The sequence below is a fragment of the Desulforapulum autotrophicum HRM2 genome, from assembly GCF_000020365.1.
Taxonomy (GTDB): domain Bacteria; phylum Desulfobacterota; class Desulfobacteria; order Desulfobacterales; family Desulfobacteraceae; genus Desulforapulum; species Desulforapulum autotrophicum.
Genome location: NC_012108.1, coordinates 3,645,388 through 3,660,780, shown reverse-complemented (window position 1 = coordinate 3,660,780; position 15,393 = coordinate 3,645,388). Strand labels below are relative to the sequence as shown.

The 15,393-nt window shown below is 47.1% G+C and carries 17 protein-coding genes and 1 tRNA gene; 10 read left to right on the top strand and 8 right to left on the bottom strand.

From position 1 onward, the window contains the following. Nucleotides 1–78 precede the first annotated feature (78 nt). The gene (locus tag HRM2_RS15960) at nt 79–927 is read left to right on the top strand and encodes a DNA ligase (RefSeq protein WP_015905075.1); all 849 of its coding nucleotides are present in this window, start codon (nt 79–81) and stop codon (nt 925–927) included. Between the two features lie 65 nt (nt 928–992). Here HRM2_RS15960 and HRM2_RS15955 read toward each other — a convergent pair whose 3' ends face one another. Both HRM2_RS15955 and HRM2_RS15950 read right to left on the bottom strand, forming a co-directional pair. Next, a complete protein-coding gene (locus HRM2_RS15955) occupies nt 993–1,352 on the bottom strand; it encodes a DUF5320 domain-containing protein (protein WP_041273321.1) in 360 nt (119 codons plus the stop codon). A 37-nt stretch (nt 1,353–1,389) separates the two neighbouring features. Further along, the gene (locus tag HRM2_RS15950; protein ID WP_015905073.1) at nt 1,390–1,950 is read right to left on the bottom strand and encodes a DUF134 domain-containing protein; all 561 of its coding nucleotides are present in this window, start codon (nt 1,948–1,950) and stop codon (nt 1,390–1,392) included. Nucleotides 1,951–2,047: 97 nt separating this feature from the next. On the opposite strand from HRM2_RS15950, the gene HRM2_RS15945 reads away from it, so the two are divergent. Continuing rightward, nucleotides 2,048–2,944, top strand: a complete 897-nt coding sequence (locus HRM2_RS15945) for a damage-control phosphatase ARMT1 family protein (RefSeq protein ID WP_232364049.1) — start codon at nt 2,048–2,050, stop codon at nt 2,942–2,944. 25 nt (nt 2,945–2,969) lie between these two features. Here the strand turns inward: HRM2_RS15945 and HRM2_RS15940 are convergent, their stop codons facing one another. Then, nucleotides 2,970–3,473, bottom strand: a complete 504-nt coding sequence (locus HRM2_RS15940) for a ketopantoate reductase family protein (RefSeq protein WP_015905071.1) — start codon at nt 3,471–3,473, stop codon at nt 2,970–2,972. Between the two features lie 418 nt (nt 3,474–3,891). On the opposite strand from HRM2_RS15940, the gene HRM2_RS26650 reads away from it, so the two are divergent. The 6 genes from HRM2_RS26650 to HRM2_RS15920 all read left to right on the top strand — a co-directional run bounded on the left by HRM2_RS26650 (nt 3,892) and on the right by HRM2_RS15920 (nt 8,456). Next, nucleotides 3,892–4,113 carry a hypothetical protein gene (locus HRM2_RS26650; RefSeq protein ID WP_015905070.1) on the top strand — a complete coding sequence of 74 codons (222 nt, stop codon included), beginning with the start codon at nt 3,892–3,894 and terminating at the stop codon, nt 4,111–4,113. A gap of 101 nt (nt 4,114–4,214) precedes the next feature. Next, nucleotides 4,215–5,579 (top strand): MFS transporter, encoded by a 1,365-nt coding sequence (locus tag HRM2_RS15935; protein WP_015905069.1) that lies wholly within the window; start codon nt 4,215–4,217, stop codon nt 5,577–5,579. After that, nucleotides 5,579–6,184 carry a ribonuclease HI gene (locus tag HRM2_RS25400; RefSeq protein WP_015905068.1) on the top strand — a complete coding sequence of 202 codons (606 nt, stop codon included), beginning with the start codon at nt 5,579–5,581 and terminating at the stop codon, nt 6,182–6,184. Before HRM2_RS15935 ends, HRM2_RS25400 begins: the two co-directional genes overlap by 1 nt. A gap of 108 nt (nt 6,185–6,292) precedes the next feature. Continuing rightward, nucleotides 6,293–6,445 carry a hypothetical protein gene (locus HRM2_RS27130; protein WP_187149264.1) on the top strand — a complete coding sequence of 51 codons (153 nt, stop codon included), beginning with the start codon at nt 6,293–6,295 and terminating at the stop codon, nt 6,443–6,445. 15 nt (nt 6,446–6,460) lie between these two features. After that, on the top strand, nt 6,461–7,810 hold the full coding sequence (locus HRM2_RS15925) for a TIGR03013 family XrtA/PEP-CTERM system glycosyltransferase (protein WP_148214649.1): 1,350 nt from the start codon (nt 6,461–6,463) through the stop codon (nt 7,808–7,810). Nucleotides 7,811–7,814: 4 nt separating this feature from the next. Further along, on the top strand, nt 7,815–8,456 hold the full coding sequence (locus HRM2_RS15920; RefSeq protein ID WP_015905066.1) for a flagellar brake protein: 642 nt from the start codon (nt 7,815–7,817) through the stop codon (nt 8,454–8,456). Between the two features lie 25 nt (nt 8,457–8,481). On the opposite strand, the gene HRM2_RS26645 is transcribed toward HRM2_RS15920, so the two are convergent. Continuing rightward, nucleotides 8,482–8,661: a hypothetical protein gene (locus tag HRM2_RS26645; RefSeq protein WP_015905065.1), complete on the bottom strand. Its 180-nt coding sequence runs from the start codon at nt 8,659–8,661 to the stop codon at nt 8,482–8,484. A 3-nt stretch (nt 8,662–8,664) separates the two neighbouring features. Next, entirely contained in the window at nt 8,665–9,663 is a 999-nt protein-coding gene (locus tag HRM2_RS15915; RefSeq protein ID WP_015905064.1) for a hypothetical protein, read from the bottom strand. 251 nt (nt 9,664–9,914) lie between these two features. Here HRM2_RS15915 and HRM2_RS25395 point away from each other — a divergent pair, with 251 nt between their 5' ends. Together HRM2_RS25395 and HRM2_RS15900 are read left to right on the top strand one after the other, a co-directional pair. After that, nucleotides 9,915–11,639, top strand: coding sequence for a GGDEF domain-containing response regulator (locus HRM2_RS25395; RefSeq protein ID WP_232364048.1), 1,725 nt, complete (start codon nt 9,915–9,917; stop codon nt 11,637–11,639). Between the two features lie 278 nt (nt 11,640–11,917). After that, on the top strand, nt 11,918–12,781 hold the full coding sequence (locus HRM2_RS15900; RefSeq protein ID WP_015905062.1) for an alpha/beta fold hydrolase: 864 nt from the start codon (nt 11,918–11,920) through the stop codon (nt 12,779–12,781). 325 nt (nt 12,782–13,106) lie between these two features. Here HRM2_RS15900 and HRM2_RS15895 read toward each other — a convergent pair. The 3 genes from HRM2_RS15895 to hpt form a co-directional block, all read right to left on the bottom strand. Further along, nucleotides 13,107–13,183 (bottom strand) — tRNA-Met (locus HRM2_RS15895). A gap of 58 nt (nt 13,184–13,241) precedes the next feature. Then, a complete protein-coding gene (locus HRM2_RS15890; protein WP_015905061.1) occupies nt 13,242–14,855 on the bottom strand; it encodes a zinc-ribbon domain-containing protein in 1,614 nt (537 codons plus the stop codon). 17 nt (nt 14,856–14,872) lie between these two features. Continuing rightward, nucleotides 14,873–15,388 carry a hypoxanthine phosphoribosyltransferase gene (hpt, locus tag HRM2_RS15885; protein ID WP_015905060.1) on the bottom strand — a complete coding sequence of 172 codons (516 nt, stop codon included), beginning with the start codon at nt 15,386–15,388 and terminating at the stop codon, nt 14,873–14,875. Nucleotides 15,389–15,393 lie beyond the last annotated feature (5 nt).

Genomic DNA, 15,393 nt, shown 5'->3' with positions numbered 1-15,393 from the left:
ATAAGGCCATATTTTTTCGACTGCAGTGCCAGGGAAACGAAACGGGCCGTCATGTATTAATTTTTGGAGGTTCATTCCATGGAAAGATCCTTTTTTTTTAAATGTTTCATTGCCTGCGCCATGGCTTTGTTTTTGACGCTTTTTCTCCGGGTGCCGGTTCTTACAGCTGAAACACCCGGCATGATGCTGGCAACGGTTTATGATGGCCATGACGATGTAAGGCAGTTCTGGGTGAGTGAAAAGCTTGATGGGGTTCGTGCCCGGTGGGATGGCAGGCGGTTGATCTCCCGGGGGGATAATTTTTTTGCAGCGCCCCTGTGGTTCGTTGAAAATTTTCCGGAAGTCCCCATGGATGGTGAGCTATGGATCGGCCGGGGTCAGTATGAGGCGGTGGTTTCGGTCGTTACCAGGCAGACGCCCCACGATGGCTGGAAAGCTGTCAAGTTCATGGTGTTTGATCTGCCGGCCCATGGTGGCACGTTTACCGAGCGGGTTAAAGCCATGGAAGGTCTGGCCTTGACACCCTATTGCAAGCCCATAGCGCAGTTTCGTGTACCATCGAACAAGGCCTTGATGGAAAAGCTCGAATCCCTTGTGAGTCAAGGCGGTGAAGGATTGATGCTCCACCGGCAAACGGCAGTCTATCAAAACGGGCCTAGTGATGATTTGTTCAAGTTGAAACTTTTTGACGACGCCGAAGCCGTGGTGATCGGGTATAAACCCGGCAAAGGAAAGAATGTGGGCCTGATGGGTGCTGTTAAAGTTCGCATGGCTGACGGCAAAGAATTTTACATCGGCAGTGGATTTACCCAGGAACAAAGGAAAAACCCGCCACCAGTAGGAAGCCTTGTCACCTATCGGTACCAGGGTTTCACCACCACGGGTATCCCTCGTTTTGCCGTATTTGTCAGGCTGTGGAAGGACTAATACTTTGGTAAATTGGCTTTGCTGGGAATGTGCGGGGGCAGATTTTACGTCTGCCCCCGTTGTGCCTATTCTGTGTCAGAAGATTTGGAAAGGGTTGCAAGGGCTTCCTTGATGGAACTGAGTTCCGATTCAAGCATTTCGGCCCTGAGCCTCAAGGTTTCCATGGTCCCGGTTTGAACGTTACCTGGCTGTCCGGCACCCATGTAGGCTGGGCCATAGCCTCTGCCTCCAAAGGGTCCCATACCCATTCCCATACCTCTGCCCTGGCCAGCGCCCCTTCCTCTTCTGAATCCCATTCCCATTCCCCTGTATGAAGGGGTCCCCAAATTGGATGAATCTGCCATGGGGCCATTTGCACAAACGCCCATGCGTCTTCCTGTCATAGGTCCCTGGTTATTGGGTCCTTGTTGATTAAATCCTGGCATGCTATACCTCCTTGATTGATGGTTGGTTTGTCTTGGGTCAGCGGTTTCCCCGCCGGCAGCTTCCGTCGCCTTTGCCCAGGCCTTGGCCCTGTCCTCTGCCTCGGCCTGTTCCCTGGCCTCTGCCTTGGCCTCTGCCCTGGCCCTGTCCTCTGCCCTGGCCTTGTCCTCTGCCTTGGCTTATAGTCTGGTCTTTATCCCAGCCCGGGTCCTTGTCCTGACCGGCATTTTTTGTGTTGTTTTGTCTCTGTTCCATGATCTCCTCCTTTTGTTCCATTTTGTTACTACCGCCTCTTCTTCGTCTTCTGTGGGGGCCCTGCATCTCATAGCAGCCGCCGGTGACCCGGAGCCGTTTGCCTGTCACAAGGGCCTGGGAGAGGGTGAATCGTGCCTGTTTTAATATTCGTCCAAAGGTCTGTCTTGAGACATTCATCTGTTCTGCAGCCTGGGACTGGTCAAACCCCAGATAATCGCTGAGCCGTATGGCCTCAAACTCCTCCATGGGGAGAATCGTGTCTCCTGTATGGTCCATTCCATCCGGGGTAAACCCCTGAACGTCCGGGTGGGATTCGATGAATCTAGGTCGTTTGGGTCTTGGCATCCTGGCTTCTCTGGGCTCCTTTGTGTAAAGTTTAATTGGTCATTTGACTATAATGGTAATCGTGGTATGATCGGTTGTCAAGGATAATAATGGTCAAATGACCAAAAAAATAATTATCATCAAAAGGTATTGCATGAAGACTTACAATGACTGTATCCCCTGCCTTGTACGACAGGCCCTTGGTGCGGCAAGGTTTGTGACCGCTGATGAAAAAATTCATCAAACTGTGCTTAAAAAAAGCCTGGCAGCCATGGCCGTCATGGACATGAACCAGTCTCCGCCCATGATGGCCCGCTGTATCCAGACGGTCATCGCCGAGGTGACCGGCAACAAAGACCCTTATAAAGAAATCAAGAAGCAATGTAATGCATTTTGCCTTGATCAGCTGGATGGGTTAAGGGCCATGGTTGAAAGGTCAGAGGCGCCCCTTGAAACGGCGATCAGGCTCTCCATTGCCGGAAATATCATAGATTTTGGTGCCTTTTCAGCGATTGACACCGAGACGATTTTTGACACCATTGATTATGCCATGGCAAACAAGGTAACAGGCGACATGGACAATCTCCTTGACCGTCTGGTATCGGCCAATGCCATCCTCTGGATTGCCGACAATGCCGGTGAAATTGTGTTTGACCGTCTGGTGCTCGAAAAGATGGATATGGGTCGGGTGGTTTTTGTGGTTCGGGGAGGGCCGGCTTTGAACGACGCTACACTTGAAGATGCAGTTGAAACCGGGATAACAGACATTGTCACGACAATTGGTTCCGGGGGTGTCATTCCAGGGACCGTGCTTGATATGTGTTCCCCCGTTTTTTTGCAGGCCTTTGACCGGGCTGATCTCATTATTGCCAAAGGCCAGGGCAATTATGAGACACTGCCCCATGACGATGACCGGATTTTCTTTCTGTTCAAAGCCAAATGCCCGGTGGTGGCAGAATCGGCCGGGGTGAATCTAAACGACATGGTGGTCCGGAAAGGGTTGTCTGACCGTTAGCAGTTGCCTTGTCAGGGACTGCCCTTTAGGCAAGAACAATTTCGTCAAGGTTGGCAGGGGAGATGGTCCGTTCGCCTGCTTCGATCTCGTGGATCATTGTTTCTATCTGGCTGTTCACCGGTGTCTTTATGTTGTTCGTTTGTCCGTTTGAGGTGATGTAGCCGGTTAAAAAGTCGATCTCGGTTTTTTGTTTACGTTCAAAGGATTGAAGGGTTGAGGATTTAAGCCGTTTGAATTTGAGCCCCATTATCCTGAGGAAAACGGTGCGTTTCAAGTTGGCCAAAAAACCTTTTTTTTCAAGGAAATCATAATAATTGAGTCGTCCCCCATAGGTTTCCACGGTGATGCCCATGGCAGACGCAACTGCCATGGCCTCTGCCATGATGCTGAAGAATATCCGACGTACCTTTGCGCGTTTGATCATCTCTCCCAGGTAGAGGCCGGCATGGAAACAAGGAGATCTCCCCGGATCCCGGTGATATGGATGCCCCTTGAGCGGATCAATGCTGCCTGCTCCGGGTTCCGGCACCCACCACAATTATTCTTTTTGATTTCAGGTCTGGTTGCATACGGTTTATCGCTCCCTGGGTTAAGCCTGCAATTTTTAGGTTTCATATAACCCACATGTCCTAGCGGACACAACGAAATATGAAACACGATGATACCGGGCAGGCGATAGTACCATTCCGCCCTCTTTGGTTACCCTGACCGGAACGGTAAACGTCGGGGGAATTTCTGCCCTTCCAGACTAAAGCGCAGGAACTGCGGGCTAAAGTCCTCAAACAGCCTGCGCTTCTTAACGCCTGGAAGGGCAAAAATCCTAACCCCTTTGGTTTACAATGTTCCAGTCAGGGAAACCAAAGAGGGCTCTAAAGTCGAGACTTTCACAATGATGTTTCGACAAGAGTTTCTTATAAACCCACATGTCCTGGCGGACACAACGAAGCATGAAACTCGACAGTAGTAGGCCGGTGGGAACGGGTGTTGCCCTGAACGGGTTAAATGGCAACGGTGGACACGAGGTCCAAGGAGTTGCCATTTCCCTCGGAGCAGGCCATGGACGGCCTGCGAGAATGAGTGAAGGGCAACACCCGTTTCCGCCGGCCGGTCGAAGCGAGTTTCATATAAAAGCGGATTATCGCCAGGGTGTCAACAATCGAGACGAATAAAGGCCTGTAGATCCATTTTACCCGTTGATAGCGATGAAGTGGTGTGGTATTTGATAGCCTCACAGGAGAATTGATCTTTCAATGGGGCAGGAGACAATGGCATGATCGAATATTCATCCAGGCGTTTTGAATTCATGAGATGGCTGATTTTTATTGTCTTTATGCTCTCCTATATTCTTGTCTACTTTCATCGTATGTCACCGGGCATCATTTCCCATGAACTCATGGGGGCCTTTGATGCCGATGGTGTGGCCCTGGGCTCCCTTGCGGCAATTTATTTTGGGGTGTATGCGGTGATGCAGATCCCTTCAGGGGTGCTTGCCGATACCCTTGGCCCCCGGACGGCAATAATCCTTGGCAACACCCTTGCCGGAACAGGGTCTATACTGTTTGGTCTTGCCCCTTCTTTTCCCGTTGCCATGTTTGCCAGGCTCCTTGTGGGACTTGGGGTCTCTGTGGTTTTTGTGAGTATCATGAAAAACAACGCCATGTGGTTCAGCGAGAGACGATACGGGTTCATGAGCGGCCTGACGCTGTTTGTGGGAAACATGGGTTCTATTCTTGCGGCAGGCCCCCTTGCGGCAATCCTTGAGATCTTTCTGTGGCGAACGGTTTTTATCTTCCTGGGAATTGTCTCCCTCAGCCTTGCCGGTGCCGGCATCCTCTTTGTCCGGAATCAACCTGAAGATCTTGGATTCCCTTCCATCCGGGAGATGGAGGGAAAGCCCTGGGTTCCGAAAACAAAACAGCACTGGATCAGGGACCTGGTGGGGGTCGTGGTCGTGCCCAAGCTGTGGGCTGGATTCTGGGTTCAGTTTGGCATGATCGGCGGGCTTTACGCTTTCATGGGGCTCTGGGCAATTCCCTATTTAAGGGACATGTACAGTTTTGACCGGCCATGGGCCGCCCGGTATCTTACCCTGATGCTGGCTGCCTTTGCCCTGGGATCGTTGTTCCTGGGCTGGCTTTCCGATCGCATGGGACGGCGTAAACCCATCCTTGTGTGCGGCAGCCTGGTTTACGTTCTTGTCTGGGTTGTGATGGTGGCGTTCCCATGGTCTGGCGGGGCAATGATTTATGTTTATTTCTTTTTACTTGGGTTCTCAGGATCGGCACTTGTGCTGACCTTTGCCTGTGCCAAGGAGATCATCAATCCCCATCTTTCTGGCATGGCCGTCAGCGTTGTAAATACCGGGGCTTTTCTTGGCACAAGCCTGATTCAGCCGTTGTTCGGATTTGTACTTGACATGGGGTGGGATGGAAAGATGATCAACAACGCAAGGATTTATTCTCCGCCGGACTACCAGAATGCCTTGTTCATGATGCTTTTTTTCGGCATTATAGGGGTTATGGGTTCCCTTTGCATTCAAGAAACCTATTGTATGAATATCTCGGACGGCCAGGTACCCGTGTTAAATAAAAAAGATTGCCTGCACAATAACGGGCAAGGGAATGCGAGCAGATAATGACCATTGTGGATGAACTAAAACAGATACAGAGACAAATCAATGCATTGAACAACCGTGCGGCACAATTGCTTGATCAGTTGACAGACCCGTCTGCACATTCCCTTCCCGCCCCATCCCTGGCAGTGCCTGGATCTGATGTTGAAGGGGAGGATGTCTCTGCGCAGGAAAGCCCAGGGGACAATGGAGTGAGCATCTCCAGCGATTTCCCCATTTTCATCTATACCGATGGGGCCTGTTCTGGAAATCCCGGCCCGGCAGGTTCCGGGGTGGTGGTGATTCAGAATGACATCATTGTCCATGAAATTTCAGAGAGCCTGGGGCCTGCCACAAATAACATTGCCGAACTTACAGCCATAAAACTCGGCATTGAATTTGTCAAAGACCATCATGAAACGCCCGTTACACTTTATACCGATTCAAGATATGCCATTGGCATTCTCACCATGAACTGGAAGGCCAAGGCCAATGTAGAACTGGTCGAATCCATCAGAAAGCTCATGAAACCGTTTAAGCGGTTAAAGGTCGTCCATGTAAAGGGGCACAGTGGGCATCCTGGAAACGAACGGGCGGATCTTCTTGCTGTGCGTGGCAGCATGGCTTGATGATGGTGATCTGTTGATTTTTCTTGAGTTTTATGGGGCAAATGCATATGGTCTGTCAGGCGCTTTCCCAGGGCCTTTTGTAGCAGCAGCTCGATTAAGGAAGTCGTTATGAAAAAACGTGTTACTTTGTTGTCAACTCTGTTCGTTTTATCCTTTGCAGCAGTCCCTGCCTTTTCCGGTCATGGTTCTGCACCTAATTCCGGGGACGGCATCAGCGACGGAAGCGGGATGGATTCCCCGAACGGTCCCAGAAACAAATAGCATATAGGAGGTTTTTTGGCCTTATTTTCAAAGGGAAGCCCTGTGAGGAATCTGGCTATTCTGGCGGGGGGGGATGTCTTGGTTGCGTTTATCTCCCTGATACCCTCTATTCTGTCAACATTTCCAGGCAAAGTTCCGTTACTCTGGCATTATTGTTTTTTTCCGGTGGTTCTTTTTAGTTCATTTCTGTGCGAGGTATACACCACTGATAAGCTGATCTTTAAAATAAAACTGATTCGCTCAGCCCTTGGGGCAGCCCTTTCATTTGCGGTCCTTTTGTTGCTTTTCAGCAGTCTCAGGGGAATTTATGTTGAGCTTTTCCTGTCACTGCTGTTTTTTTTAATTCTTCAGAACAGCTGGCAGATCCTTTATCAGAAATCAACGAATTCTCTTTTCTTTGCCGAAAACATCCTGGTGCTTGGTACCGGTGCCATGGCTGAAAAGGTTGAAAAGCTGATTGCATCATCAAAGGGTCGACGCACCCTTGCCGGGTATGTTAAAACAGCCAGTGATCCGGTGACCGTGCCCACCACGTCCATCGTGGGGACCATTGATGACATTGTTGAACTGTCAAAACGCTATAACGCCCATGCCATTGTGATCGCCCTGACGGAAAGGAGGGGGAATCTTATCATCGAGAAGCTTGTCACCTGCAAGCTGATGGGAGTCAGGATCATGGATTATCCTTCCTTTTTTGAAGTCACCACTGGAAAAATTCCGGTTGAGGAGATCAATCCAAGCTGGCTTATCCAGAGTAGTGGTTTTCTCATTACCCCGTTTATCCGGCTCATGAAGCGAATCGTTGATGTGTTGTTTGCATCAACCCTTCTGCTTTTCACCCTGCCCCTGTTACCTGTCATCGCATGCGGTATTAAGCTTACCTCTAAAGGCCCTGTCTTTTATTTGCAGAAACGGGTGGGTGTCAACGGAACGCCTTTCACCATTTTTAAGTTCAGGTCCATGGCTGACAATGCAGAAAAAGATACCGGTGCATCCTGGGCGCGGCAGAATGATCCCAGAGTAACGCCCATTGGAGCCTTCATGCGAAAGACACGAATTGACGAACTCCCCCAGCTTGTTAATGTGCTGAAAGGAGATATGAGCTTTATCGGGCCAAGGCCTGAGCGGCCTGAATTTGTTGAGGAAATTAGCCGGGTGACCCCATATTACCTTGAAAGGCATGCGGTTAAACCCGGGATTACCGGGTGGGCCCAGGTGATGTATCCCTATGGTTCATCCCTGGGGGATTCCGTTGAGAAACTGCGTTACGACCTTTACTATATCAATAATCTTTCCTTTTTTCTGGAAATCTTAATTGTTCTTGAGACCATCAAAGTGGTTTTGTTTAGAAGGGGCGGCAGGTGAAATCATGAAAAATATAACAGAGATCAATCAAAGCCGAAGGCTCTTCATCGAACTTGGTACGCCGTTGCTGCTTGAGCCCTGTGACCCTGAACGTTCAGTCTCAAGCCAGATGGCCGGGATGCATGTGGGAAAATATTTGATCGTTCATTTGTCGGAGATCAACTGGAAAAAGAGTCACCTTAAACGGGGCGACATCCTTCGGGTCAAGTATGTGTGTTCAGATGATGTTTTTTGTTTTGACACCCGGATTCTCACCATGATTGAAGAACCTGACCTTCTCATGTTTCTGGATTATCCAGATGAGGTTGAAAGCTGTAATATTCGTTCCCGGCCAAGAATAGAATGTTACCTTCCCGTTGAGGTGGTCCTTGAAGATGGTGTCTCCACCAGAAAAGGGGTGGTGCTCAATATTAATGAAAGGGGGTGTCTGTGTCTTGTCAATGGTCTTGGTTTCCATGAGATCAGCCGAAACAGCCGGATATCCTTGAGATTCTCCTATGCCCGCTTTGACACCCTTTTTACCATAGCTGTGGTTAAAAGCCTGGGGCGGGACGATGATAAACTCAGGCTGGGGCTCATGTTTGAAGAACTTGATACCTATTCCAGGACTGTCTTATCCACCCTGGTGCCGGCATTGAAAGAATAGAACTTGTTTTTATCTGATTAGGGGTCTAAATCAGGTCATCATCCCTGTGTACATTGTCTGGAGAAAATGCCGGCAAACAAATTGCCATGTATTCTGCGCCTTCAGGACCAGGCGTGCTATACCGTATCCATTCACCAGCTGTTGCAAGAACGGCTTCTCCTTCATGGATATCTGTTGTCCCTTGTTTGGTTTGAATTCTCAGCATTCCTTATGCTTTTTGGGGAAATATTGGGGCCTTTGAACCCGCTGGCTGTCTTGCCATTAATTCCTGTTCAACGACACGACGGGCTTTGGAAGTGTCTGCTGATCGGATAAGCGGATACAGACGCCTGCAGTCATCCATGCTGAGCCCTCTGGAAATACGAATACAGTTTGTTTCATCTGTTAAATGGAAAAAATTTGTTGGATCCCCATGGAATTCTTGTTTTTGAATGATTTTGGAGTAGATAATTGAACGGGCTGCCATCAATGATTCCCATTTTTCAAGGGACAGACAGGGATGGAAAATATGTGCCAGGGTCAACAGGTCTCCCGGACTATAGGAATGATGATGGGAATTCAGGCCTTTTAATGCAAAACGGTCAAGAAATACCGGCTGAACCTTGAATGAACCTGACAGTTGTCTCCAGAGTAGTTGCCAAAGCTGATAGTGGATCATGCCGGCCTCCACAAAGATGTGGTTATACTTGCCTGACTGCCGGATAATTTCTTGGGCTCGCAGGGAATCGCGCAGCCGGAAACGGGCCGCATCTGCCTGGGCGAATTGACGGATGGCCTTAACGGTATTTTCAAAAGAACCGGTCATTGATGTTTTATAAAAATTTAAAAGCGCAGCAGTTGCATTTCGCTCAGTTATATAAACAAAATATTGAACGGATCTTTTTTCCAGGTCTTCGGGGCGGTTGCCCAGTGCAAGAAAATCATGGATGGACAAAAGTGCTTCAACAAAAGGTTCAACCTGGATCAATCGTTTTCCCTTTGCGTGAAGTTTTATCTCAAGATGACACATGGTACGGCTGAATTCCGGATATTCCATATCCAACGGCATCAGGTATTCCTCCACCCCAAGGGTTCTGTCCAGCATTTTTTCAAACCCGGGGGATGGAGGTTCTTCCAGAAAAATGACCTCGTGGCGATCCATGATCCCTTCGGTGATTGGAATTATCTCCGGCCGGTGGATTGAAAAACCTACATTCATACGTTTCATTGTTTACGAATCCTAATTCAGGTTATATTATAAATTTAACAAATTCGAGTATAGTACATTGTATGTGAAAGACAAATCGTTTTTCACGATCAAAGTATAGCGGGTCTGTTTCGCAATTAAAAAATGCTATACTTATATTTTGAGCATGATAGAAATATGGGTGAAGAATGGAAAATGGCTAACGGGATTTTACCGCCGGTCTTTTTTGGCCCGTTCAATTCATCCTATAGGTAAAGATAAATATAATGTATGTGGATAGAAAAAGAGAGACCGACCTGGCACTGGTTGTGGACGATGATCCATTCATGAGGATGGTGATTGTTGCTGCTTTGAAAAAAATAGGGCTTGACGTCATTGATACAGACAATGGTTCAGATGGAATCACACTCTTTAACTCTGAAAGACCGGATATCATTATGATGGATGTGGTGATGCCGGGTATGGATGGATTTGAAGCATGCGAACGTATCCGCAAATCTCCTGGGGGGGATCTTGTTCAGATCCTGATGGTGACGGGTCTGGAAGATGTAGAATCAGCCAAAAAGGCTTTTAAAATTGGTGCAGACGGATTTATTACCAAGCCCTTTAATTTGCCGATTCTCTCACAACAGGTACAGTACACCCTGAGGGCGGGCAGGGCATTCAGGGAACTCAATATCAGCCGCAGTCGACTTGCTAAAACCCAGGAACTTGCCATGATCGGTAACTGGCAGTTTGATTTTAAAACCAATCAATTTTCATGCTCGCCCGAAGCTTGTCACCTGATGTGCCTTGAGGGCGAAGCTGCTGATATGACGTTGGATGGATTTTTCAATTCAATTAACGATCAGGATAGAAAACGGGTAAAAGAGGCGGTTGAGTGTTCTATTCAATCAATAAAACCGTTGAGTCAGCATTGTCTTATTCATTGCCCGGATGAAAGTCACAAGTATATCCTGAACAAGTCAGAGCCCCTTTTTGATGAACACAACAACCCGGCTTTGATGCTTGGTGTTGTTCAGGATATTACCCAATTAAAAGAAGCAGAGTACCGGCTGATAACGCTTTCCCAGGCGGTTGAACAAAGCGGAAGCACCATTTTGATCACCGATTTGAATGGTGTGATCGAATTTGTGAATCCGGCCTTTACCCATGTCACGGGTTACACACCTGAAGAGGCTGTGGGAAAGTCCACAAGTATTTTAAAATCAGGTATGCATCCGCCGGAATTTTATAAAAATCTCTGGGATACGATTATCAGTGGGGACACCTGGAAAGGTCAAATAATAAATAGGAAAAAAGATGGGGAGTTATACTGGGAATCTGCCACCATATCACCAGTAATGGGCAAAGATGGTAACATTACCCATTACTCAGCCGTCAAGGAGGATATTACCAGTCGGAAAAAAGCGGAAAAGCTGTTGAAAGAAACCCAGAAACGGCTTGAGACGGCCAATCAGAAACTCCAGACCCTTGTTACCTCAGACGGGTTGACAATGATCGCAAACCGCCGAAAGTTTGACGAATATCTTGATCAGGAGTGGCAAAGGTGTAAACGGGCAAAAGTGTGGTTGTCCCTTCTTATGTGCGATATTGATTATTTTAAGCATTATAACGATACTTACGGCCATCAGGCCGGTGACGACTGTCTTAGAAAAATTGCACAAGCCATGGAGAAAACGGTTGTCCGACCCATGGACTTGGTGGCACGGTATGGTGGCGAGGAGTTTGCCGTGATTCTGTCCGATACTGGTTTAAATGGTGCATGTCATGTTGCACGACGCATCCAGGAGGATGTAAAAAATTTGAACATTGCCCATTCTGAGTCTTCCGTGAGTACCCATGTCACGCTCAGCATCGGGATTACTTGCTTAATCCCGGATGACGAGGATCTTTCCATGGATTTACTGATTAAAACGGCGGACGAGGCCCTTTATAAGGCCAAGCGAAAGGGGCGTAATCGCATGGAACTGAAGGTCCTTACTGGGAATCACTGAATCAAACCATTAAAATCAATGTCTCCTTTTTATTTGTGAATCGCCCAGCGAAATCTTGCAAATAGAGGGGTTGTCTGAACTTTGTAATCCACGTTGCCCCTGCTTTTTGACCCTTTTTTAACATAGAAATCCATTGTTTCTTGAATTTTTATTGTGAATTATATCTTGACATTATTGTTTCCATTGGATCTATAACCATAGTCATCTTGGATATGCAAAAATGAAACAACTATCAGGAGAATTCATCATTAATTATCCTGATATAAGGAGGGTTAGAAATGAAGTTCATTGCAGATTCTTTAAGTATGGTTGTTGTTCTTATTTTCGTTACAGTCGGTTTTATACCCCAAGCAGGGGCGACAGATCTTTGGAAAACATTACCTGTACCAATATCTGCGCCAAAAGCCAAGGCAACCGGTTATGCCAATGTAAATGGTGCTGAAATTTATTTCACTATTCATGGTTCAGGAGAGCCTTTAATTTTGCTGCATGGGGGGCTGGGAAATACGGAATGCTGGGGTGGTCAAATATCAGCTTTTTCGGCCAAATATAAAGTAATCAATATTGCCAGCCGTGGCCATGGACGCAGTACCAGAGATAATCAAGCTTACAGCTATCACCTGATGGCTTCCGATGTACTCGCTGTTATGGACATTCTGTCTCTCAAAAAAGCGTCAATCGTTGGATGGAGTGACGGGGGGATTATTGGGCTTGATATTGCCATCAACAATCCTGATCGGCTGATTAAATTGTTTGCATTTGGTGCCAACTTTAACCCGTCAGGAGTGAAGTCATCAGTTGAAACAGATACCACCTTTGGGGCTTATGTCGAAAGGGCGGCAGTAGATTATGCCCGGTTATCAAAAACGCCGAAACAATTTGACGAGTTTGTCGCACAGATATCTGAAATGTGGGCAAAATTACCAAACTTTTCCCCGGAACAACTGAAATCAATTCGTGTTCCCGTTGCAATAGTGGACGGAGAGTATGATGAAGCTATTGACTATGAACATACAAAGCAGATGGCAGCCCTGATTCCTGGATCAACACTTATCATACTGTCTAATCTTAGTCATTTTGCCATGTGGCAGGATACAGAAACATTCAACACCACAGTTCTGAAGTATCTCGGCATGAAATAACAAACAATAGGCGTAAGCCTAAATAGTGGCTGACCGAAAACCCGTGTTTGGACGAAAAATTGCCCATATGCAAGGCGCAAAAAATTTATGCTTTTTCCTATCCAGAGACAATGAGGTTATCCATAAATGGGAGGCCTCATTCAATCTATTAAAACGATTACCGGTTGGGCCGATATCTCCTTCTTTTGAGATTTTTCCAGGGTGAGCCCAATTTTGGCCATGACTTTCACCCCTTTTGTGTAACAACTTTGTGTAAGCAGGGAAAACAGGCCGTAAAAGCAAAAGACCCCTGGAATATTGAATCATTCCAGGAGTCTTGATTTCATGGTAGCGATGCAGGGAATCGAACCCCGGACACCACGGATATGAGCCGTGTGCTCTAACCATCTGAGCTACATCGCCGTAAAAACCCAGACTATATAGCACCTAAAAATATAGGCTGTCAACATATAAATTATTTTTATTTGGCTACCCTTTCAAATCCATCCACATTTACCGTGAAATTTTCTAAATTTTCAGGCAGATCTGAGAAGACAACCATGAACGGTATTGACCGCCCCGGTTGGATGTTGACATTGGATAGATTATTTCCCGTCTCCCTTGCAAGAAGAGTATTGATTTGGTTCATATCAACGCTTTTCAGCAGTTCTTCATCAATAAGATTGCCGCAGAAAACGGTTTTGTTCTTTGCCGGTACCTTGTCCTTGGTAATGAGAACGCCTTTAATTTTGATGTGACTGCAGATTTCCTTTGAGGTATTTGTCACGCTTCCTGTGATCACAAACAGAGTGCCGGCGGTTGTGTTTGTCACAAATCGGCCGTTTACGCTTTTTTTGTCAGGCGCAAGATTGATGGGCACGGGGACTTGTGGTGCAGGCTTGAGAAAATCACTTAAAAAGGGAACGTTGATGGCTGAAACGTAGGGGATTTTAATTCCATAAAAAATAGAGGCGCTGTAGGCCGCAAGGGCAAGGATTGCCAGTAATAAAACGGCGATAACGGGCTTGCCTACTTTAACGGGTTTCTTAAATTCCTCCTGAATGCCGAAATCCAGAGGAGGGGCTTCAATTGCCGTCTCGGTCAATTTTTCCCGGCTCGTTAGAAGGGAGTCTTTTTCCCTTTCTTGTGAATCGGGATCAGGGGGGTATTCTTCTCCGATAAGGAGTTCATCGTCAAGGGTGTCATCCGTATCAGGGGTGTCCAAAAAAATGCCGTCAGCAAGTTGTTCAGGGCTTTCAATTTCAAGATTATCCTCTACTGCTTCCAACACCTCGTCAAACTCAGACAGGTTGATATCTTCTTCACGCTCGTTTTGTTGCTTTTGGGGTTCGTCAAGCGCCGGTTCAATGGATTCCATTCCCAGGTCAAGCTCAAGTTCTGGCTCTTCCTGAGTCTCATCCATTTCAAGGTCAAGCTCAAGTGCCGGTTCTGGAGAGGCCATTTCAAGGTCAAGTTCCAGGTCAAAGTCTAAATCCGAATCTGAATCCCCGGTGTGATCCTCAGAAGGTGAGTCCAAAGGGGAGAGGTCTAAATCGCCATAGTCTTCCAGTTCCAGTTCAAACTCATCATCAAAATCCATGTCCCCATCAAGGGAAAGTGCATCGGAATCATTATCCATTTCAAGGTCGTTATTTGGATTTGACGGTTCTAATTCTTCATCCTGATTCTGGTTTTGATCAAGTTCAAGTTCAAGGTCGTTGTCCAGAAAAAAGTCGTCGTTATCATCCATGGGACCACCGAGGTCAAATGATTCCTCTGCCAGGGGGTCCTCAGAATCCATGGTGTCGTTCAGATCATCATCCAGGGTCAAATCGTCTGGATCAACTGAAAAACCAAGGTCCAGTTCGTTGTCCAGGGTAAAATCATCAAGTTCAGTCGCTGTGGCGCGCTCTGAATTATCTTTATCTTGTGGTGTGTCCTGTGGCGGTGCATCTTTGATGGGAATCTGTGTCAAGGAGGGGAAAACCGTAAACACGTGTCTGCACTTGCAACATCGCACCTTTGAGCCCTCTTCCTTGAGGAGGGATTCATCAAGATTGAATCGGGTTGAGCACTCTTCACAGGTGATAACCATGGTTTTCCCCTTGTTTGCTATAGTTTTAAATCAAATATGGCTGGCAGGTTCCTGTAACGTTCATTGTAGTCGAGACCATATCCGACAATGAACCCCTTATCAAGTAAAAAGCAGGCATAATCCACAGCAATATCAGTCTTTCTTCGTTCATGCTTGTCGATCAGGGAACAGATTTTTATGGATGCCGGGTTTAAGGACTTTAGATAGTCCTTGATTGCCAAAAGAGTGCTGCCTGTGTCAACAATATCCTCAACCAAAAGAACATCCTTTCCCCCAAGATCTAAATCGGGTTTTTTGGTGAATGTTATTTTTCCTGTTGAGGATGTCCCTGAATAACTGGAAACACCGATGAGATCAATCTCATGGTCAATGGTAATTTCTCTGGTCAGGTCGGATAGAAAAATAAAAGACCCTTTCAGGATTCCGGCAAGTACGAGGTTTTTATCCTTATAGTCCTGGGATATCTTTCGTCCCGTTTCTCTTACCTTGGTTTTTATCTCCTCCTGGGAGATCATCGGGATAAGCTGTGTCATAGAAT